This window comes from Streptomyces montanus, assembly GCF_005786655.1.
GTDB classification, from domain to species: Bacteria; Actinomycetota; Actinomycetes; order Streptomycetales; family Streptomycetaceae; genus Streptomyces; species Streptomyces sporangiiformans.
Genome location: NZ_VBZC01000008.1, coordinates 207,714 through 225,700, shown reverse-complemented (window position 1 = coordinate 225,700; position 17,987 = coordinate 207,714). Strand labels below are relative to the sequence as shown.

Annotated in this window: 16 protein-coding genes; 8 read left to right on the top strand and 8 right to left on the bottom strand. The window is 68.0% G+C overall.

Translation table 11 applies throughout. From position 1 onward, the window contains the following. Positions 1-69 precede the first annotated feature (69 nt). The 6 genes from FE633_RS09600 to FE633_RS09575 all read left to right on the top strand — a co-directional run bounded on the left by FE633_RS09600 (position 70) and on the right by FE633_RS09575 (position 8,095). Positions 70-1,038 (top strand): hypothetical protein, encoded by a 969-nt coding sequence (locus FE633_RS09600; RefSeq protein WP_138044680.1) that lies wholly within the window; start codon positions 70-72, stop codon positions 1,036-1,038. A 147-nt stretch (positions 1,039-1,185) separates the two neighbouring features. Further along, positions 1,186-2,298, top strand: coding sequence for a multiple monosaccharide ABC transporter substrate-binding protein (chvE, locus tag FE633_RS09595; RefSeq protein ID WP_138044679.1), 1,113 nt, complete (start codon positions 1,186-1,188; stop codon positions 2,296-2,298). Between the two features lie 32 nt (positions 2,299-2,330). Continuing rightward, on the top strand, positions 2,331-3,881 hold the full coding sequence (gene mmsA / locus FE633_RS09590; protein ID WP_138044678.1) for a multiple monosaccharide ABC transporter ATP-binding protein: 1,551 nt from the start codon (positions 2,331-2,333) through the stop codon (positions 3,879-3,881). Continuing rightward, entirely contained in the window at positions 3,878-5,122 is a 1,245-nt protein-coding gene (gene mmsB, locus FE633_RS09585) for a multiple monosaccharide ABC transporter permease (RefSeq protein ID WP_138044677.1), read from the top strand. The genes mmsA and mmsB overlap by 4 nt, the downstream gene beginning before the upstream one ends. Positions 5,123-5,129: 7 nt before the next feature. Beyond that, the gene (locus tag FE633_RS09580) at positions 5,130-6,239 is read left to right on the top strand and encodes an aldose epimerase family protein (RefSeq protein ID WP_138044676.1); all 1,110 of its coding nucleotides are present in this window, start codon (positions 5,130-5,132) and stop codon (positions 6,237-6,239) included. A 122-nt stretch (positions 6,240-6,361) separates the two neighbouring features. Further along, a complete protein-coding gene (locus FE633_RS09575) occupies positions 6,362-8,095 on the top strand; it encodes an aminotransferase class I/II-fold pyridoxal phosphate-dependent enzyme (protein ID WP_138044675.1) in 1,734 nt (577 codons plus the stop codon). Positions 8,096-8,198: 103 nt separating this feature from the next. On the opposite strand, the gene FE633_RS09570 is transcribed toward FE633_RS09575, so the two are convergent. From FE633_RS09570 to FE633_RS09560, 3 genes are all read right to left on the bottom strand, one after another. Further along, positions 8,199-9,152: a pectate lyase family protein gene (locus FE633_RS09570; RefSeq protein WP_246113522.1), complete on the bottom strand. Its 954-nt coding sequence runs from the start codon at positions 9,150-9,152 to the stop codon at positions 8,199-8,201. Between the two features lie 189 nt (positions 9,153-9,341). Then, complete coding sequence (locus FE633_RS09565) at positions 9,342-10,316, bottom strand: arabinan endo-1,5-alpha-L-arabinosidase (protein ID WP_138044673.1); 975 nt, start codon at positions 10,314-10,316, stop codon at positions 9,342-9,344. 168 nt (positions 10,317-10,484) lie between these two features. Next, the gene (locus tag FE633_RS09560; RefSeq protein ID WP_138044672.1) at positions 10,485-10,748 is read right to left on the bottom strand and encodes a hypothetical protein; all 264 of its coding nucleotides are present in this window, start codon (positions 10,746-10,748) and stop codon (positions 10,485-10,487) included. Positions 10,749-10,893: 145 nt separating this feature from the next. On the opposite strand from FE633_RS09560, the gene FE633_RS09555 reads away from it, so the two are divergent. Next, entirely contained in the window at positions 10,894-11,799 is a 906-nt protein-coding gene (locus tag FE633_RS09555; RefSeq protein WP_138044671.1) for a LysR family transcriptional regulator, read from the top strand. A 46-nt stretch (positions 11,800-11,845) separates the two neighbouring features. Here FE633_RS09555 and FE633_RS09550 read toward each other — a convergent pair whose 3' ends face one another. Continuing rightward, the gene (locus FE633_RS09550) at positions 11,846-12,580 is read right to left on the bottom strand and encodes a class I SAM-dependent methyltransferase (protein WP_138044670.1); all 735 of its coding nucleotides are present in this window, start codon (positions 12,578-12,580) and stop codon (positions 11,846-11,848) included. Positions 12,581-12,746: 166 nt separating this feature from the next. On the opposite strand from FE633_RS09550, the gene FE633_RS09545 reads away from it, so the two are divergent. Then, on the top strand, positions 12,747-13,595 hold the full coding sequence (locus FE633_RS09545; RefSeq protein ID WP_425473161.1) for an intradiol ring-cleavage dioxygenase: 849 nt from the start codon (positions 12,747-12,749) through the stop codon (positions 13,593-13,595). A gap of 67 nt (positions 13,596-13,662) precedes the next feature. Here the strand turns inward: FE633_RS09545 and FE633_RS09540 are convergent, their stop codons facing one another. From FE633_RS09540 to FE633_RS09525, 4 genes are all read right to left on the bottom strand, one after another. Then, positions 13,663-14,460: a carbohydrate ABC transporter permease gene (locus tag FE633_RS09540; protein ID WP_425473164.1), complete on the bottom strand. Its 798-nt coding sequence runs from the start codon at positions 14,458-14,460 to the stop codon at positions 13,663-13,665. Positions 14,461-14,519: 59 nt separating this feature from the next. Then, positions 14,520-15,470: a carbohydrate ABC transporter permease gene (locus FE633_RS09535; RefSeq protein ID WP_138044667.1), complete on the bottom strand. Its 951-nt coding sequence runs from the start codon at positions 15,468-15,470 to the stop codon at positions 14,520-14,522. Next, positions 15,467-16,807 carry an extracellular solute-binding protein gene (locus FE633_RS09530; RefSeq protein ID WP_425473160.1) on the bottom strand — a complete coding sequence of 447 codons (1,341 nt, stop codon included), beginning with the start codon at positions 16,805-16,807 and terminating at the stop codon, positions 15,467-15,469. Before FE633_RS09530 ends, FE633_RS09535 begins: the two co-directional genes overlap by 4 nt. Before the next feature lie 155 nt (positions 16,808-16,962). Beyond that, positions 16,963-17,871 (bottom strand): sulfite exporter TauE/SafE family protein, encoded by a 909-nt coding sequence (locus FE633_RS09525; protein WP_138044666.1) that lies wholly within the window; start codon positions 17,869-17,871, stop codon positions 16,963-16,965. Positions 17,872-17,987: the final 116 nt, after the last annotated feature.

The following is a 17,987-nucleotide window of genomic DNA, read 5'->3' as shown; positions in this document are numbered from 1 at the left end:
CACTCCGTACCGGCGTACATCCACCGACACGAACTCCGTCCGAAACATCGAACGCGAAGAAGGACAGTTGTGACCGACGCCTCCGCCACGGCAGCCCGTCGACCCGGTGAGCAGCCGCTTGCCGCGCTCGGCCTGAGCGCGCCCGACCTCTCCCCCGCCGACGCCTCGCCGCACACGTTCCCCGAGGGCGGCCGCTGGCGCACCGAGATCCCCTCGTGCGAGGGGCCCGAGGCGCTGGCCGTGGTCCTCAAGGAGGCCTCGCGGCTCGATGTGCCGATCCACCGGATCAGCCAGGGCAGCGGTGTCTGGATGCTGACCGACGCCGAGATCACCGAGATGGTCGAGGCCACCGGCGAGCGTGACATCGAGCTCTGCCTCTTCACGGGCCCGCGTGGCACCTGGGACATCGGCGGTTCGACCCGTACCGACTCCCGGGGCGGCGGTCTGCGCGCCCGTGGCCACGACGCGGTGGCCGGCTGCGTCGAGGACGCCATCAGGGCCACGGAGCTGGGCGTCAAGTGCCTGCTGGTGGCCGACGAGGGCGTGCTGTGGACCCTGCACCGCGCGCGCGAGGCCGGGATCATCCCCGCCGACACGACGCTCAAGGTCTCCGCGCTGATCGGCCCCGTCAACCCGGCCGCGTACGCCGTATACGAACAGCTCGGCGGCGACTCCATCAACGTGCCCAGCGATCTGACCCTCGATCACCTCACGGAGATCCGCAGAGTCAGCGCGGCCCCCATGGACATGTACATCGAGGCCCCCGACGATCTCGGCGGTTATGTGCGGATGTACGAGGTCGCCGAGCTGATCCGGCGCGGCGCACCGCTCTACCTGAAGTTCGGTCTGTCGAAGGCCCCCGGGATCTACCCGTACGGTGCCCACATGCGGGACCTCACCCTGAGCACCGCCCGGGAGAGGGTGCGGCGTGGACGGCTCGCTCTGGACCTGCTCGCGCGGCACGGGGCGGACGGCGACATGGCTCCGCTGGGGTCGAGACTGCCCGGCAAGCTGAACCGATTCGCAATCCCCTCATAACGTTCCGGCTAAACCCTCTTCACACAAGACCACACAGCCGGACACAATCCGACACGACCTCTTTCCGGTTTTTCCTTGCTTCGCCCCCAGAGCGTCATCGCCTAGCCAGGCCGACCTCCACCCCCCGACTTACCAAGGAAGTTGATCATGCGCAACCGTAGAAGCGCCCTCGCCGCCATAGCCGCGACTGCCACCTTCGCCCTCACCCTCTCCGCCTGCGGGCAGAGCAGCGAAGGCGGCAGCGAGGAGAACAAGGGCGACGCCAAGGGCTCCACCGTCGGCATCGCCATGCCCACCAAGTCCTCCGAGCGGTGGATCGCCGATGGCGCCAACGTCGTCAAGGGCCTGAAGGCCAAGGGCTACAAGACGAAGCTGGTGTACGGCGAGGACGACCCGGACCAGCAGGTCTCGCAGATCGAGAACCTGATCACCCAGGGCGTCAGCGCGCTGATCATCGCCGCGATCGACAACAAGTCGCTGGACAACGTCCTCCAGCAGGCCGCCGACGCCAACATCCCGGTGATCTCCTACGACCGCCTGATCCTCGGCACCAAGAACGTCGACTACTACGCCTCGTTCGACAACGAGAAGGTCGGCGAGCTGCAGGGCGGCTACATCGTCGACAAGCTCGGCCTGAAGGACGGCAGCAAGAAGGGCCCGTTCAACATCGAGCTCTTCGCCGGCTCGAACGACGACAACAACACCAAGTACTTCTTCCAGGGCGCGATGAACGTCCTGCAGCCGTACATCGACAAGAAGCAGCTGGTGGTCAAGTCGGGCCAGACCAAGCTGAACCAGGTCACCACCCTGCGCTGGGACGGCGGCACCGCCCAGAAGCGCATGGACGACCTGCTGACCTCCGCGTACAAGAGCGCCCGCGTCGACGCGGTGCTCTCGCCGTACGACGGCATCTCCATCGGCATCCTCTCCGCGCTGAAGTCCGACGACTACGGCTCCAAGAGCAAGCCGCTGCCGATCGTCACCGGCCAGGACGCCGAGGTCGCCTCGGTGAAGTCGATCATCGCGGGCCAGCAGACGCAGACCGTCTACAAGGACACCCGCAAGCTCGCCGACGTCGCCACCAACATGGTCGACTCCGTGCTGAACGACAAGAAGCCCGAGACCAACGACACCAAGACCTACGACAACGGTGCGAAGGTCGTGCCCGCCTACCTGCTCGACCCGGTCAGCGTCGACAAGTCCAACTACAAGGAGGTCGTCGTCGACTCGGGTTACATCAAGGAAAGCGACCTGAAGTAACCGCCGTTTTCTAAGGATTGGAAGGCACGACCATGGCGGGACCCGTCCTGGAAATGCGCTCGATCGTCAAGACCTTTCCCGGCGTCAAAGCGCTGTCGGACGTCACACTGACCGTCCAGCAGGGCGAGGTCCACGCCATCTGTGGGGAGAACGGCGCCGGCAAGTCGACCTTGATGAAGGTCCTCTCCGGCGTCCACCCGCACGGCACCTACGAAGGGGAGATCCTCTTCGAGGGAGAGGTCTGCAGCTTCAAGGACATCCGGGCGAGCGAGCAGCACGGCATTGTGATCATCCACCAGGAACTGGCACTGGTGCCGTTCCTCTCCATCGCGGAGAACATCTTCCTCGGCAACGAGCACGCCACGCGCGGGCTCATCAGCTGGAGCGAGACGCTGAAGCACGGGTCCGAACTGCTGCGGCGGGTCGGACTGAGTGAGCACCCCGACACCCGCGTCGCCGACATCGGCGTGGGCAAGCAGCAGCTCGTCGAGATCGCCAAGGCGCTGTCGAAGAAGGTGAAGCTGCTCATCCTGGATGAGCCGACCGCCGCCCTCAACGACGAGGACAGCGGCAAGCTCCTGGACCTCATCCTGGAGCTGAAGAAGCAGGGCATCACCTCGATCATCATCTCCCACAAGCTCAACGAGATCCGCAAGGTCGCCGACTCGGTGACGATCCTCCGCGACGGGCGCACCATCGAGACGCTCGACGTCAAGGCCGCGGAGACCACCGAGGACCGGATCATCAGCGGGATGGTCGGCCGCGACCTGGAACACCGCTTCCCGGAGCGGACGCCGCACCAGCCGGAGAAGGGCGTCGCGCCCGCCCTGGAGATCCGCGACTGGACCGTGCACCACCCGATCGACCAGCAGCGCAAGGTGGTCGACGATGTGTCGCTCTCCGTGCGGCGCGGGGAGATCGTCGGGATCGCGGGACTGATGGGCGCGGGCCGCACCGAGCTCGCGATGAGCGTCTTCGGGCGCACCTACGGCCGGTACGCGGGCGGCACGGTCCTCAAGGACGGCAAGGAGATCCGTACGAAGACCGTCCCGGAGGCGGTCAAGCACGGCATCGCGTACGTCACCGAGGACCGCAAGCACTACGGGCTCAACCTCATCGACACGATCAACCGCAACATCTCGCTGAGCTCCCTGAAGAAGGTCGCGAAGCGCGGGATCGTCGACGAGCACGAGGAGCGCCAGGTCGCCGAGGGCTTCCGCAAGTCCATGAACATCAAGGCGCCGACGGTCTTCGAGCCGGTGGGCAAGCTGTCCGGCGGCAACCAGCAGAAGGTCGTCCTCAGCAAGTGGATCTTCGCGGGTCCGGACGTGCTGATCCTGGACGAGCCGACACGCGGCATCGATGTGGGTGCCAAGTTCGAGATCTACACGGTCATCGACAAGTTGGCCGCCGAGGGCAAGGCGGTCGTCTTCATCTCGTCCGAGCTGCCGGAGCTGCTCGGGATGTGCGACCGCATCTACACGATGGCCGCGGGACGGCTGACGGGTGAGTTCTCGCGGGCCGAGGCTTCTCAGGAAGCGCTGATGCGTCAGATGACGAAGGACAAAGAGGTAACACGATGAGCACGGATGTGACCGCCAAGACGCCGGCCGGCGCACCGCCCGGCAAGAGCGGATCGGCCGCGGACGACGGTCTGCTGAAGCTGATGATGGAAGGCATGCGCCGCAACATGCGGCAGTACGGCATGCTGATCGCGCTCGGCCTGATCGTGGCCCTGTTCGCCGTGTGGACCAACGGCGACCTGATCCTGCCTCGCAACGTCTCCAACCTCGTGCTGCAGAACAGCTACATCCTGATCCTCGCGATCGGCATGATGCTGGTCATCATCGCGGGCCATATCGACCTGTCGGTCGGCTCGCTCACCGCGTTCGTCGGCTCGATCGCCGCGGTCCTGATGGTCAACCACGACATGGCCTGGCCCCTGGCCGTGGTCCTGTGCCTGGTGCTGGGCGCGGCCGCGGGCGCGATGCAGGGCTTCTTCATCGCGTATCTGGGGATACCGTCCTTCATCGTCACCCTCGCCGGAATGCTGCTCTTCCGCGGTCTGACGGAGATCTTCCTGAAGGGCCAGACGCTCGGCCCGTTCCCGGACGGGCTGCAGAAGGTCTCCAACGGCTTCCTGCCCGAGGTCGGTCCGAACACCAACTACCACAACCTCACGCTGCTGCTCGGCTTCGGCCTGATCGCGTTCGTGGTGATCCAGGAGGTCCGCGACCGCAGGCGGCAGCAGGAGTTCTCCCTCGATGTGCCCCCGGTCAAGCTGTTCCTGCTCAAGCTCGTCGCGCTGTCCGCCGCCCTCCTCACCGTCACGATGCTGCTCGCCAGCTACAAGGGCGCCCCGGTGGTCCTGCTGATCCTCGGCGTCCTGGTCGTCGGCTTCGGCTACGTGATGCGCAACGTCGTCATCGGCCGCCATGTGTACGCGATCGGCGGCAACCTGCCCGCGGCCAAGCTGTCCGGTGTGAAGGACAAGAAGGTCACCTTCCTGGTCTTCCTGAACATGGGCATGATGGCGGCCCTGGCGGGTCTGGTCTTCGCGGCCCGCTTCAACGCGGCCTCCCCCAAGGCCGGCCTCAACTTCGAACTGGAGGCGATCGCCGCCTCGTTCATCGGCGGTGCGTCGATGAGCGGTGGCGTCGGCACGGTCCTCGGCGCCATCATCGGCGGCCTGGTCCTGGGTGTGCTGAACAACGGCATGAACCTCGTCGGCGTCGGCACCGACTGGCAGCAGGTCATCAAGGGCCTGGTGCTGCTCGCGGCGGTCGGCTTCGACGTGTGGAACAAGCGCAAGGTCGGTTCGTAAGAAATCCATAGGTCGTACGGGGGCCCGAAAGGGCCCCCGTACGCATGTGTGCACGCCACGGGAGGCAGCCGTGAAGGAGCTCTTCGGCAAGCTCGCCGACGGGACGGAGATCCACCGCTGGTCGCTGGAGAACGGCGGGACGCGTCTGAAAGTCCTGTCGTACGGAGGGATCGTGCAGTCCCTGGAGATCCCCGACACCCGCGGCCGCCACGCGAACGTGTCCCTGGGCTTCGCCGCCCTGGAAGACTACGTCGCCTCCAGCCCGTACTTCGGCGCGCTGATCGGCCGGTACGGAAACCGTATGGCCGACGGCGCGTTCACACTGGACGGCGAGGCCTACCGGGTGAACGTCAACGACGGCGACAACAGCCTGCACGGCGGGGCCCAGGGCTTCGACAAGCACGTCTGGGACGTGGAGGCCTTCACCTCCGGCTCGGACGTCGGCCTGATCCTGCGCCACACCAGCGCCGACGGCGAGATGGGCTACCCCGGCACGCTGCGGACCAAGGTCACGTACACCCTCACCCGGCACGGCGACTGGCGCATCGACTACGAGGCCACCACCGACAAGGCCACGGTCGTCAACCTCACCAGCCACGTATACTGGAACCTCGCGGGCGAGGGCAACGGCTCGGTGTACGACCACGAGCTGGAGATCGCCGCGTCCCGGTACACCCCGGTCGACTCGGGCCTGATCCCCACCGGTGAGCCGGCCGAGGTCGCGGGCACCCCCTTCGACTTCCGCCGTACGAAGTCCATCGGCGAGGACATCCGCGAGGCGGACCAGCAGCTGGTGTACAGCCAGGGCTTCGACCACAACTGGGTCCTGGACAAGGGCGTCACGGCGGAGCCGGAGCACATCGCGACGCTGCGGGACCCGTCATCGGGCCGCACGCTCAAGATCGCGACGACCGAGCCGGGGGTGCAGTTCTACTCCGGGAACTTCCTCGACGGCACGCTCGTCGGCACCGGCGGCCACCTCTACCGTCAGGGCGACGCGCTGTGCCTGGAGACCCAGCACTTCCCGGACTCGCCGAACCAGCCGTCGTTCCCGTCCACCACGCTTCGGCCTGGTCAGACGTACCGCTCGACGACGATCCACTCGTTCGGCGTCTGAAACCCGATGGGGGACGTCAATCTCCTCAGTTCTCCCATGGGTTGAACACCGACACATCTCCGTTCGTATGAAGAGGCGGCCCGCGCATCCCCATGCGGGCCGCCCCCACGGACGGAGGGTCCATGGCCGACAATGTCACCTCGCTTTTCCGCAGCGGCGCGCACAGCCCGTCGATGGCCGCGCTGGCACGCGAGAGCGGGGAGGCGGGTCCGCTGGACTTCTGCATCCCGTGCAATCCGTACTTCCCGACCCCGGCGATGTTCGACGAGCTGTCGCATCGGCTGCGCGACATCATCACCTTCTATCCCAGCAGCGCGGACACCATCACCGGCGAGCTGTGCAGTCTGCTCCAACTGCCCCCGCAGTGTGTCGCCATGGGCAACGGGTCCACCGAACTCATCACCTGGATCGACCACTTACTGGTACGCGAGTCCCTCGCCATCCCCGTCCCCACCTTCGGCCGCTGGACCGACCAGCCGATGGAGACCGGCAAGCGCGTCGACATGTTCCCGCTCCAGGAGAGCAACGGCTTCGCACTCGACCCGGCCCAGTACATCCAGTTCATCCGCTCCCGGGGCAGCCGGGTCGCCGTCATCTGCAACCCGAACAACCCCGACGGCGGCTTTCTGCCGCGCCAGACGATCAACGCCTTCTGCGACGCCCTAGCCGATCTGGATCTGATCGTCATCGACGAGTCGTTCCTGGAGTTCGCCGACGCGGAGGCCGAACCGAGCGTCGTCGAGGACGCGGTGATGCGCCCCAACGTGATCGTGCTGCGCAGCCTCGGCAAGAACTTCGGTCTGCACGGCGTGCGCTTCGGCTATCTCGTGGCCAACCCGAGCCTGGCGGGCAGGATCCGCTCCATGCTGCCCAAGTGGAACCTCAACTCCTTCGCGGAGACCGTGGTGTTCATGCTCCGGGACCACGGCGCCGAGTACATGGAGAGCCTGCACCAGGTCCGCCGTGACCGGCTGGACATGGCCCGCCAGCTCTCCCAACTGCCCGGTCTGACGGTGTATCCGTCGCAGGGCAACTTCCTCTTCGTGCGCCTCCCCGTGGGCGCCGAGGGCACCGTGGTCCGGGATCGGCTGCTCACCGAGCACCGGATCCTGGTCCGCGAGTGCGGCAACAAGATCGGCTCGTCCAGTCGCTTCCTGCGGCTCGTGGTCCGGCCCCAGGTGGACGTGCGTCGCCTGGTGTCCGGCCTGGAGTCGGTTCTCTACGGGTCCAGGAGGGGAGCCGCCGTGCCCGAGTCGGCTGGGGGTAACACCTACAGCTCGGGTACGGCGGCCGTGGACCGACTGGTCAGCTCGACCAATGGACAAGGAACGCAGGGGCTGGCCGCCGTGGCGCAGGCCCCCCAGCATCCGGGGCTACCCGCCGCGGCGCAGGGCCAGCAGCAACCCGAGTTGTACCCCGCGGCGCAGGGCCAGCAGCAACCCGGGCTGTACCCCGCGGCGCAAGGCCAGCAGCAACCCGGACTGACGGCCGCCATGGCGCAAGGCCAGCAGCAACCCGCGCCGACCGCCGCCATGGCTCAGGGCCGGCAGCAACGCGGACCGACCCCCGCCATGGCACGAGGCCAGCAGCAACGCGGGCTGACCGCCGCCATGGTGCGAGGCCGGACGGAACCCGAGCCCAGCCCCGTGGCCCAGGGACAGCCCGAGCAGCAACCCTGGCTGACGCCGATGTCAGCCCAGGCGCAGCAGCAGCAAGCGGCCGGGCTGACTCCCGTGGCCCAGCCCGGGCCACAGCCGATGCCCCAGGCTACGGGCTGGCCGGCGGCGGCCGCCGGACCGGGGCTGTCCCAGGGCACCGCGTGGCCGGACGCCGCGGCGGGCAACCGGGCCGGCTGACCACCGGCACACACCACCGACCGACCCGTCCGGCGGGGGCCTCACGATCCCGCGACGAGGCCCCCGCCGGCCGCGTCGACCGGTGCTGTCAGGCCGTCACGGGCTAGATTTTCCCGGCCCCGGCTCCCGCCGTCACCGAGGCGACCACGGAGGAGGCCGGTTCCGCCGAGTAGCTGTACGGCGGGGAGGTGAAGCTGCCCGCCTGGGAGATCTCGGTGGCGGCACCGCCGAGGTCGTTGCCGCGCAGCACCGCGTACCCGTCGACGTCGCTGCTGCGGTTCGTCGTCACTGCCACCTTGGTCGACCGGAATACGTTGTTCTCCACGAGGACCTGGGCGCCCATCCGGGAGTGCACGGCGGTGTCGGCGCCGGCCACGTAGTTGTCGTAGAAGTGCCCGGTGCCGAAGCGCAGACTCGGGATGCGCGAGTAGACGTCGCTGAAGTGGTTGTGGTGGTACGTCACGCGCAGATGGCCGGTGTCCTCGCCGGCGTTGTTGTCGCTGTGACCGACGAGTGAGCCCTTGAAGTGGTCCCGGAAGGTGTTCCAGGACACCGTGACGAAGTCGGACCCGTGGTTGATGTCGAGCAGACCGTCGTAGTAGTCCTTGTCGTGGTCGCGGTCCGCCGAGAAGGAGTTGTGGTCGATCCACACCTTCGTGGACTCCTGGACGGTGATGCCGTCCGAGGGCGCGAGCGGTTTGCTGATGTTGAGGTTGCGTACGACGACGTTCGACACCTCCTTCAGGCGCAGCCCGCCGCCGGTGAAGCCGGACGACGAACCGACGCCCAGCACCGTGGTGTTGGAGCCGATGTCGACCTGTCCGCTCAGTGTGATCAGCCCGGAGACCCGGACCACCTTGGCCGCGTTTCCGGTGACGGCCGCCTTGAACGCCGCGAGCGTGCTGACGGTGACGGGTGTGGCGTTGCCGCCCCCGGTCGTGCCCGCGCCGAAACCGATCGGTGAGGTCTCGGCGGCCGTGGCGGTCAGGGCCGGGACGCCCAGGGCCAGGGCGGTGGCTCCGGCGCCGGAGAGGGCGAGGAAACGGCGTCGGCTCATGGTGGGGCGCATACGGATGTCCCTTCCGTGGGTGTGGGGGGTGCGCAGGCCCGCGAGGGGTGGGGGAAGAACACGCGGGCCTGCGCGGGGATGGGGCCGGGACCGAACTGTGGGCGTGGCTCGGGAACTGCGGTCAGGCCGAGGTGTGGCCCAGTGACGGCGCAGCGAGCGGACGTGCCGAGCGCAGGGTCAGTAGGCGACGGGCCATCCGCTGCTCCAGTTCAGAAGGTTGACACCGAGCTTCGGAGTTCCGTTGTCCTGACCGTCGTAGTAGTGGTAGACGATCAGGTCGCCGTCCACATCGTTCATGATCGACTGTCCGCCGGGGCCGATGTACCGGCCGTGCGACTCCAGCACGGGCGTACCGCCGTTGTTCATCATCGCGACGCCGTTCCTGTCGCGGTACGGCCCGGTGACGCTGGTCGCCCGGCCGACCTTCACCTTGTACGTGGAGCTCGTGCCGGCGCAGCAGGTGTCGTACGAGGCGAACAGGTAGTAGTAGCCGCCCCTTTTGACGATGTACGGGGCCTCGACGGCCTTGGTCCCGGTGGGGCGCGACGCCAGCGAGTAGCGGGTGGTGTTGGACGAGAGCTGCTTCCCGGTCGACGGGTTGATCTGGATCATCTTGATCCCGGTCCACCAGCTGCCGAAGGACAGCCACCACTTGCCGTCGTCGTCCACGAAGAGGTTCGGGTCGATGGCGTTGTAGTCGTTCGACGCGCTAGATGTGTAGACGATGCCCTGGTCGGTCCAGCTGCCCGGCCCGCCGGTGCTCGAAGTCGCCAGCCCGATGGCCGAGTTCTGCGAGCCGAAGGACGAGACCGAGTAGTACAACAGGTACTTGCCGCCGTGGTACGAGAGGTCGGGCGCCCAGGCCTCCGGCACGGAGGAGTATCGCGACCACCAGCTGGGCCGCGAGGAGAACGCGTCGGCGCCGCCGCTGAAGGCGATGCGGTCGGTGGAGGTGCGGTTGCTGATGCCTCCGCCGGTGGCGTACAGCAGGTACTGGCCCGACGAAGTACGCAGCATCGTCGGGTCGTGGACCACGGTCGAGCCGGTGACGGTGCCCGGGTTCGGATATGCGGACGCCGAGCTCGGGACGAGCGCGAGCAGGATGGCCGCGGGGACGGCGAGGAGAGTGGTTCTTCGGGAGGTGCGGCGCACGCGGAGCCTCCTTGCGTGGGGGCGGTGGGGGAACAGCCCGTTCGGTCGTGTTCGGTATTCTGAACGCCGGTCACGACATCGAACGGGACCGTAGAATCGAACCCCTTGCGCGTCAACGGTTCGCGCAGCACCTTCCACCACGCCGGTCGTCGAATCGCGTTCGACAACTCACCTGTCGCAGAGCTGACTTGCCGCCCTGGACGTGCCGCGGGCCGGGTCGGCGGGACGGCTGCGCGAGACGATGCGCATGCCGGTGGCGTCCACGACACGCACTTGAAGCGAACCGCATCCGCAGCGGGTCCACACCGTGCTGCCCGCCGCTGTGGTGTGCCGGGACACCACCTGGAAGGGCTCGGCATGGTCCGGCCAACCGCAGTGCGGGCATGTGTCGCCTGTCGCGCCGCGGGTCCTGCCGTCGGCTGTGCTGGTCATCTGCGACTCCTCCTGTGCATGTAGGCATGTAAGCGAATACATCCGGAAACGGTTGGATGGACGGTCGCGACACAGCCAGGGTGTACCGACGCCTTTGTGTACGTCCAGGTTGACTTCCTGGACCTCACCTTGAAGCGTGGGCTTCATGATTGACCTACGCCGGTTGCATGTCCTCCGGGCGGTCGACCACTACGGAACGGTCACCGCCGCCGCCCGTGCCCTGCACTTCACCCCGTCCGCCGCCTCACAACAGATCCGGCAGCTCGCCCGTGACCTGGGCGTCGACCTGCTGGAGCCGCAGGGGCGCGGCGTACGGCTCACTCCGGCCGCGCGGAGCCTGCTGACGCACGCCGACGCGATCCAGGCCCACTGGGAGCGGGCCGAGCTCGATCTGCGGGCCGACCGCACCGACCCCGCCGGGCTGCTGCGGACGAGCGGCTTCCCCGTGGCCATCTCGGTCCTGCTCGCCCCGATGGCGGCACATCTGCGGGAACGCCACCCAAAACTCTGCGTCCGGATCCAGGAGGCGGAGGTGACCGAGAGCTTCGACCTGCTCTTCGAGGGCGAGATCGATCTCGCCGTCGTCGAGGCGACCCCGCACAACCCGCCGCTCAGCGACGCCCGCTTCGACCAACAGCCGCTTCTGGACGACCCGTTCGACCTGGTCGTCCCCGACACGCACCGGCTGGCGGGGTGTACTCACGTCGATCTCAGGGACGCCGCCCGCGAGGAATGGATCGCCCCGGTGCCGGACAGCCCCTGCCGTCCGCATGTCCTTTCGGCGTGCGGCGCGTCCGGCTTCACGCCCGACGTCGTCCACCACGCGATGGACTGGAACGTCATGGCCCATCTGGTCGCCAACGGCTTGGGCGTCGCCCTGATCCCCCGCCTCGCCCATCTGACACCCCACCTGCCGATCAGCCGCGTGCGCTGCACCGACGACCCGCACCGCAAGCTCCTCACCTGCACCCGCAGCGGCGGCCACGAACGACCGGCCGTCGCGGCCGCCCTGCGCGAACTGCGCGCACTCGCGCCTACGGCGGTGGCATGAGGCCGGTGCCCGTCGACGAGAGCCTGGTGCGATCACCCCCAGCGGGCTACTCAAGCTCCGGCCGCAGCGCGACGAAGACGAACTCCCGGCCCGGCCGGTCGGGGGCGTCGCGCACGTCGTCCACCACGTACCCCTGCGCGGTCAACTCCGCCTCGATCTCCGCCCGCTCGCGAAAACGCAGCGTCGAATCCGAGGTCAGTACCTGCCCGTCCGCGGCGAACACATAAGTCCAGCGGAAACTCACCAGCGGCTCACTGACCTCGACCAGGTCGACCCAGCTCTCGACCGGGCCGACGCCCGGAATCTCCACCACCCCGTACGAGGCTTCACGGTTCCACTCCTCCCAGGCGCGCCGCGCGGGATCCCTGGTCTCGAACACGAAACGCCCGCCCGGCCGCAGCGCTTCGTAGGCCCCCCGCAGGGTCATCCGCCAGGCCTCGGAGTCGGTGATCTCCTGGGCGGCGTTCGCCGTCATGGCCGCGAGGTCGACCCGCAGCGGCGGAAGCGCCGTCGCATCACCGTGGATCCAGCGCACCCGGTCGCCACCCGGCTTGGCCCGGGCCACTTCGAGGGACGCGGCGGCGGGATCAACACCGACGACCTCGATCCCCCGGCCGGCCAGCAGCAGCGCGAACACGCCCGTCCCACAGCCGATGTCCAGCACCCGGCGCGCCCCGAACTCCTCCACAACGCGGACGTACGCGTCGAGATCGCTTCGATCGGGGTCGAGCGGATCGTAGATCGCCGCGAGCCGGGGATTCCTGAATGCCTCGTCAGCCATGAGGCCAAAGGTAACCGGCCGCGTCGAAGGGGCGGGCAGGCTCCCGACGGCACGCGGAATGTGTCCCAACTCCGGTGGAAACAGGGGCCGTTGGGTGGTAGGTCCTCAGCCTCCGCACAGCCGCCCATCAAGGCTTTCCTCAGATACGTCCCTACGTTCCATGTCCATGACCGAGAACACCACTCCCCACGACAACGCCCCCGAGGCGCACTCCGACACCACCGAGTCCGGCAGGCACCGCCGGGACAAGAGCGTCCAGCGACGCCGTGTGCTGATCGGCGGCGGCACCATCGCCGTGGCAGGCGGGCTGGCGGCGGCCGGGCTCGCGGCCGCCGAACCGACCACACAGAAGAAACAGACCAAGGCATCGACGTCCACGTCGACCTCCGCGACCAGCAGCGTGTGCGTCCTCAACGCCGAGGTCACCGAGGGCCCGTACTCCCTCGAAGGCGCCCTCGTCCGCGAGGACATCAGGGAGGACAAGGAGGGCTTCGAAGTCCAGTACACCTTCACGGTCGTCGATGTCGCGAACGACTGCGCCCCGCTCGCCGACGCCCTGGTCGAGATCTGGCACTGCGACCACCTCGGCGAGTACTCCGGCTTCGTGGGCGGCAACGGTCACGAGGAGGAGGACAACGGCAAGTTCCTGCGCGGCGGTCAGATGACCGACGAGAACGGCCAGTGCAGCATCACCTCGATCTGGCCCGGCCACTACGTCTCCCGCGCCGTCCACGTCCACATGCGCGTCCACACGGACGTCACGCTCACCGACGACTCGTACACCGGCGGCGAGATCATCCACACCGGCCAGCTGTTCTTCGACCCGGACATCAACGAGGAGATTCAGGCGACCTCCCCGTACTCGGCGAACACCACCCGCGAGACCGCTCTCGCCGACGACAGCATCTACGACGACGGCGGCGCGTCCTCCGGTCTGCTGACGCTGACGGCACTGGGCTCCAGCGTGTCGGACGGCTACAAGGCCACGCTCACCGTCGGCGTCGACAGCGCCTGACCAGAGGACCGAGCCGAAAGGAGCGTCAACGGCCCGGGACCGGAGCTGGAGTCCCGGGCCTTGACCGTCACTGCCCCGCCAGGCCCGTGTGCGCCACCCCCCGCACGATCTGCCGCTGGAACAGTACGAAGACGATCAGCAGCGGCAGGCCCGCGATGACGACCGACGCCATCATCTGCTCGTAGCGCAGGCCGTAGGAGGTCTGGACGTTGACCAGGCCCACCGGAAGGGTCATGCCATTGGGGTCGGTGGTCACCAGGAACGGCCAGAGGAAGTTGTTCCAGGTGGAGATGAAGGTGAAGATACCGACAGCGGCCAGCACCGGGCGGGACAGTGGCATCACGATCGTCCAGAACACCCGCCAGCGGCCGGCGCCGTCGACGAAGGCCGCCTCCTCCAGTTCGCGGGGAACGCCGTCGAAGAACTTGACCAGGATGAACACCATGGCGGGGGCGGCGACTTGGGGCAGGATCACGCCCCAATAGGTGTCGACCAGGCCGAGTTGGACCATCTCGGCGAACAGCGGAGCCATCAGGACCTGGGGCGGGACCATGATTCCGGCGAGGACGACGCCGTACAGGAGCTTGCGGCCCCGGAACTCCGTGCGGGAGAAGCCGTACGCCGCCATCGCGCAGAGCAGGACCGTCAGGATCGTGGTCATCACCGAGATGTACGCCGTGTTGAACATCCAGCGGCCGATGTCCCCCGCTTCCCAGACCTTCCGGTACGCGTCCAGGGTGAGGTGCGAGCCGATCCAGCGCATGGGCGTCTTCGTTGCCTCGCCCTCCGGTTTGAGGGACGTCGCCACGGTCCACGCCAGGGGGAGAATCCACACCACCGCGAGGAGCAGGGCACCGGCCAGCATCACCCAGCGGCCCAGTGTCCAGCGGACCTTGCGTCCCTCGTCGGTCGACGTCAGCACGCTCACTTCGCTGCCTCCCCACTCCGGCGGGACAGCCGCAGCTGCACCAGCGAAACGACCACGATCAGTGCGAAGAAGATGTACGAGACGGCCGACGCGTAGCCGATGCGGTAGCCGGTGAAGCCGGACTGGTAGACGTACTGGAGGATCGGACGGGTCGAGTCGTCGGGGCCGCCGCCCGTCATGATGTAGACCTGGTCGAAGATCTTCAACGACGCCAGGATCTGGAGGACCAGGACCACTCCCGTGGTGCGCTTCAGCAGGGGCAGGGTCACATGCCGCAACCTGTCCCAAGCCCCCGCGCCGTCCAACTCCGCCGCCTCATAGAGGTGTTGAGGAATGGACTGCAACGCCGCCAGGTAGAGAAGGAAGTTGAAACCGACAGTCCACCAGACCGTCGCGAGAACGATCGAGAGCATCGCGTACCGCTCGTCCGTCAGCCAGCCGATGCCCGGGTGCAGGCCGAAGGCGGCGAGCAGCTGGTCCGCGAAGCCGAAGTCCGAGGGGAAGATCACCCAGAGGAACAGCAGACCGATCACGCCCGACGGCAGAAGGAAGGGCGCGAACCACGAGAGCCGCCACAGCCATTGGACGAACCGGAGGTGGTGCGCGAGCAGAGCGAAGACCAGGCCCGTCACCACCAGCGGCACCGTCGACAGGATCGTGAACCAGATCGTGTTCCAGAGCGACGACCAGACGCCCGGGTCCTGGAAGGCCTCCGCGTAGTTGTCGAAGCCGACGAACTCCCCTCCCTCACCGGTGATGTTGTCGCTGCGCAGGCTCATGCCGATGCCGGAGACCAGCGGCCAGAGGAGGAAGAGGGCGTAGGCGAGGAAGAAGGGGCCGATGAACATCAAGCCGTGCTCGGTCCACTTACGGCGGATGCCGACGGGCCGGGCCGCCGGTTTGTCCGCCGAGACCGGGGCGGGGGTCGCGGTCGTCGTCGTGGTCACGCGGCACCTCCCGCGCTGCCGAGCGGGTCGGGCGTGTCGAGCAGCTTCCGCAGTCTCTTCTTCGCCGCGCGCAGGGCGCCTCGCGGCGTACGCGATCCGGTGAGGACGCCCGAGAAGACCGCGCCCAGCTGGATCCACATCGGCGAGGCCGAGCCCGCGAACCAGGCGGGCTGGTCGAGGACCACATCGTCGATGACCGAGCGGTACTCGGACTGTGGCTCCAGCTTCAGATAGGCCGGTTTCTCCAGAGTCGGCAGATACGCGGGTACGTGGCCGCCCTTGGCCCAGTCCACGGAGTGCTTGAGCATCCAGGCGACGAAGGTGTGGGCCGCCTCGGTCGCCGCGTCCGAGCGGCCGTCCTGGTGCGGGAGCACGAAGGAGTGGCAGTCGGCCTGGGCGGTGGGGCGCCCGAAGAGCGCGGGTACGCGGGTCATGGAGAAGGGCAGTTTGCTGGTGGCGAAGGTGGACACCTCCCACTCGCCGTTGAGGTGGAAGGCGGTCTTGCCGGCGTTGAACACCCCGATGGAGCCCGGGTAGTCGACGCGGCGGACCATCAGGCCCTCCTCGGTGAGCGAGGCCATGAACTCGAGGATCTCCAGGGCCTTGCCGTCGTCGAGCGCGAGGCGTCTGCCGTCCGCGGACAGGACCGTGCCGCCCAGCTGCGAGTAGAAGGTGGCGAACAGGCGCCAGGGCGTGACGCAGTCGGGTCCCGTCGTCTCGGCGGTCAGCCCGGGTGCGCCCATGGCCTTCTTCGCCGCACGCAGGGCGTCCGTGAACTCCCGGGCGCTGCCGATGGTCCGGAGCTTCCCGCCGTCGCCGAGCAGCCCGGCCTTCTCGCAGACGTCGGTGTTGTAGTAGAGCACCATGGGGTGGGTGTCGAAGGGGATGGCGTACTGCTTCCCGTCGACCGTGCCGCGCTTCCAGATGGCCTCGGGGAACTGGCCGGTCCCGACGCCCAGTTCGCGGAGCCGGTCCAGGTCGAACGGGTCGAGGAGCCGCCCGGGGCCGAAGCCCGCGAGCCTGGCCAGGTGGAGGACCGCCACCTCGGGCGCCCGCCCGCCGACCCCCGCCATGCCCAGCTTCGTGTAGTACGGGGTGCCCCATTGGAGCTGGGTCGCCTCCAGGTCGATCCCCGGGTGCTCCTTGGCGAACGCGTCGACCAGCGCGGTCATATTGGCCCCGTCGCCACCGCCGAAGAGGTGCCAGTAACGCAGCCGAGTTCTCCCCTCGGCACCGAAGGAGGGTGCGGCGCAGCCCGCCGCGCCCAGTGCCAGCCCTCCGGTGGCGGCGAGTAACTTCCGTCTGGTCAGGCGTGGTTCATGTCGTACATCGTTCACGGCCCGTCCTTGAGTTGTCCGAAATTCCGAACTTCGCCCGTAACTTCGGACGGACCGTAGAGTCGAAGCGCTTCCGCGTCAACGGTTCGCGCAAGCATTCGCGCGACCGTTCCGGTTGCGGACCCGCGACCCGGGCCCGGAACCGGACGGCACGTCTAGACGGCGACCGGCTCCGCCACCTCGGCCGCCTCCTCCGTCGCCCTCTCCTTGCGGTAGGCGCGGATCGAGTACGCCAGGGCAGCTGCCCACAGCGCGTACAGGAGGACGTAGACGGGGGTGCTCAGCGTGCTGGACGCGGCGATCCAGTCGCTCTTCAGGAGCGTACTGACGTTGGTCACGATGATGACGCCGCCGACCGCGGAGCCGAGGACGCGCGGCGGGACGAGGCGTACCAGCCAGGCGGCGATCGGGGCGGCGATCAGTCCGCCGAGGAGGAAGGCTGCGACCCAGGCCCAGTTGAGGCCCTGTGAGCCGAGGGAGAGAAGGAAGCCGAGGCTGGCGGCGATCGCGACCATGAACTCGCTGGTGTCGATCGAGCCGATCACCTTGCGGGGTTCCATGCGACCGCTGGCCAGCAGGGCCGGGGTGCCGACCGGGCCCCAGCCGCCCCCGCCCGTCGCGTCCAGGAACCCGGCGACCAGCCCGAGCGGCGTCAGGAACCGTTTGCCGAGCGGCTTGCCGAGGTTGCCCTTGGGCATACCGCGGAACGTGAACCGGGACATGACGTACAGGCCGAGCCCGAGCAGGATCAGCGACATCACCGGCTCGGCGACCCCGGTGGACAGCCGGGACAGGACGGTCGCGCCGAGGAACGCTCCGAGGGCGCCCGGCACGCCGATCCTGGCGACGACCTTCCAGTCCACGTTCCCGAAGCGCCAGTGCGCGGCCCCGGACATCAGGGTCGTACCGATCTCGGCGAGGTGGACCGTGGCCGAGGCCGCGGCCGGGTTGGTGCCCAGGGCGAGCAGCAGGGTGGTCGAGGTCACGCCGTAGGCCATGCCAAGGCTGCCGTCCACCAACTGGGCCCCCAGGCCCGCCAGTGCGAGCAGTACCAGCGTGCGCATACGCGTCGTTCCCGTTCTTTCCCTAGCTTCCCTACTGGTTCAGTAGGAATGGACGGGATCGAGGGTAGGCGATCAAGCCGAGTACGCCAAAAGGGCTGACTTTTCAGCCCCTTTGG

Coding starts and splice junctions, on each gene's coding strand:
- FE633_RS09560 (WP_138044672.1), bottom strand. CDS start 10,748: ATGACCAGCACAGCCGACGGCAGGACCCGCGGCGCGACAGGCGACACA.
- mmsB (WP_138044677.1), top strand. CDS start 3,878: ATGAGCACGGATGTGACCGCCAAGACGCCGGCCGGCGCACCGCCCGGC.
- FE633_RS09540 (WP_425473164.1), bottom strand. CDS start 14,460: ATGCTGGCCGGTGCCCTGCTCCTCGCGGTGGTGTGGATTCTCCCCCTG.
- mmsA (WP_138044678.1), top strand. CDS start 2,331: ATGGCGGGACCCGTCCTGGAAATGCGCTCGATCGTCAAGACCTTTCCC.
- chvE (WP_138044679.1), top strand. CDS start 1,186: ATGCGCAACCGTAGAAGCGCCCTCGCCGCCATAGCCGCGACTGCCACC.
- FE633_RS09570 (WP_246113522.1), bottom strand. CDS start 9,152: ATGAGCCGACGCCGTTTCCTCGCCCTCTCCGGCGCCGGAGCCACCGCC.
- FE633_RS09525 (WP_138044666.1), bottom strand. CDS start 17,871: ATGCGCACGCTGGTACTGCTCGCACTGGCGGGCCTGGGGGCCCAGTTG.
- FE633_RS09545 (WP_425473161.1), top strand. CDS start 12,747: ATGACCGAGAACACCACTCCCCACGACAACGCCCCCGAGGCGCACTCC.
- FE633_RS09550 (WP_138044670.1), bottom strand. CDS start 12,580: ATGGCTGACGAGGCATTCAGGAATCCCCGGCTCGCGGCGATCTACGAT.
- FE633_RS09575 (WP_138044675.1), top strand. CDS start 6,362: ATGGCCGACAATGTCACCTCGCTTTTCCGCAGCGGCGCGCACAGCCCG.
- FE633_RS09555 (WP_138044671.1), top strand. CDS start 10,894: ATGATTGACCTACGCCGGTTGCATGTCCTCCGGGCGGTCGACCACTAC.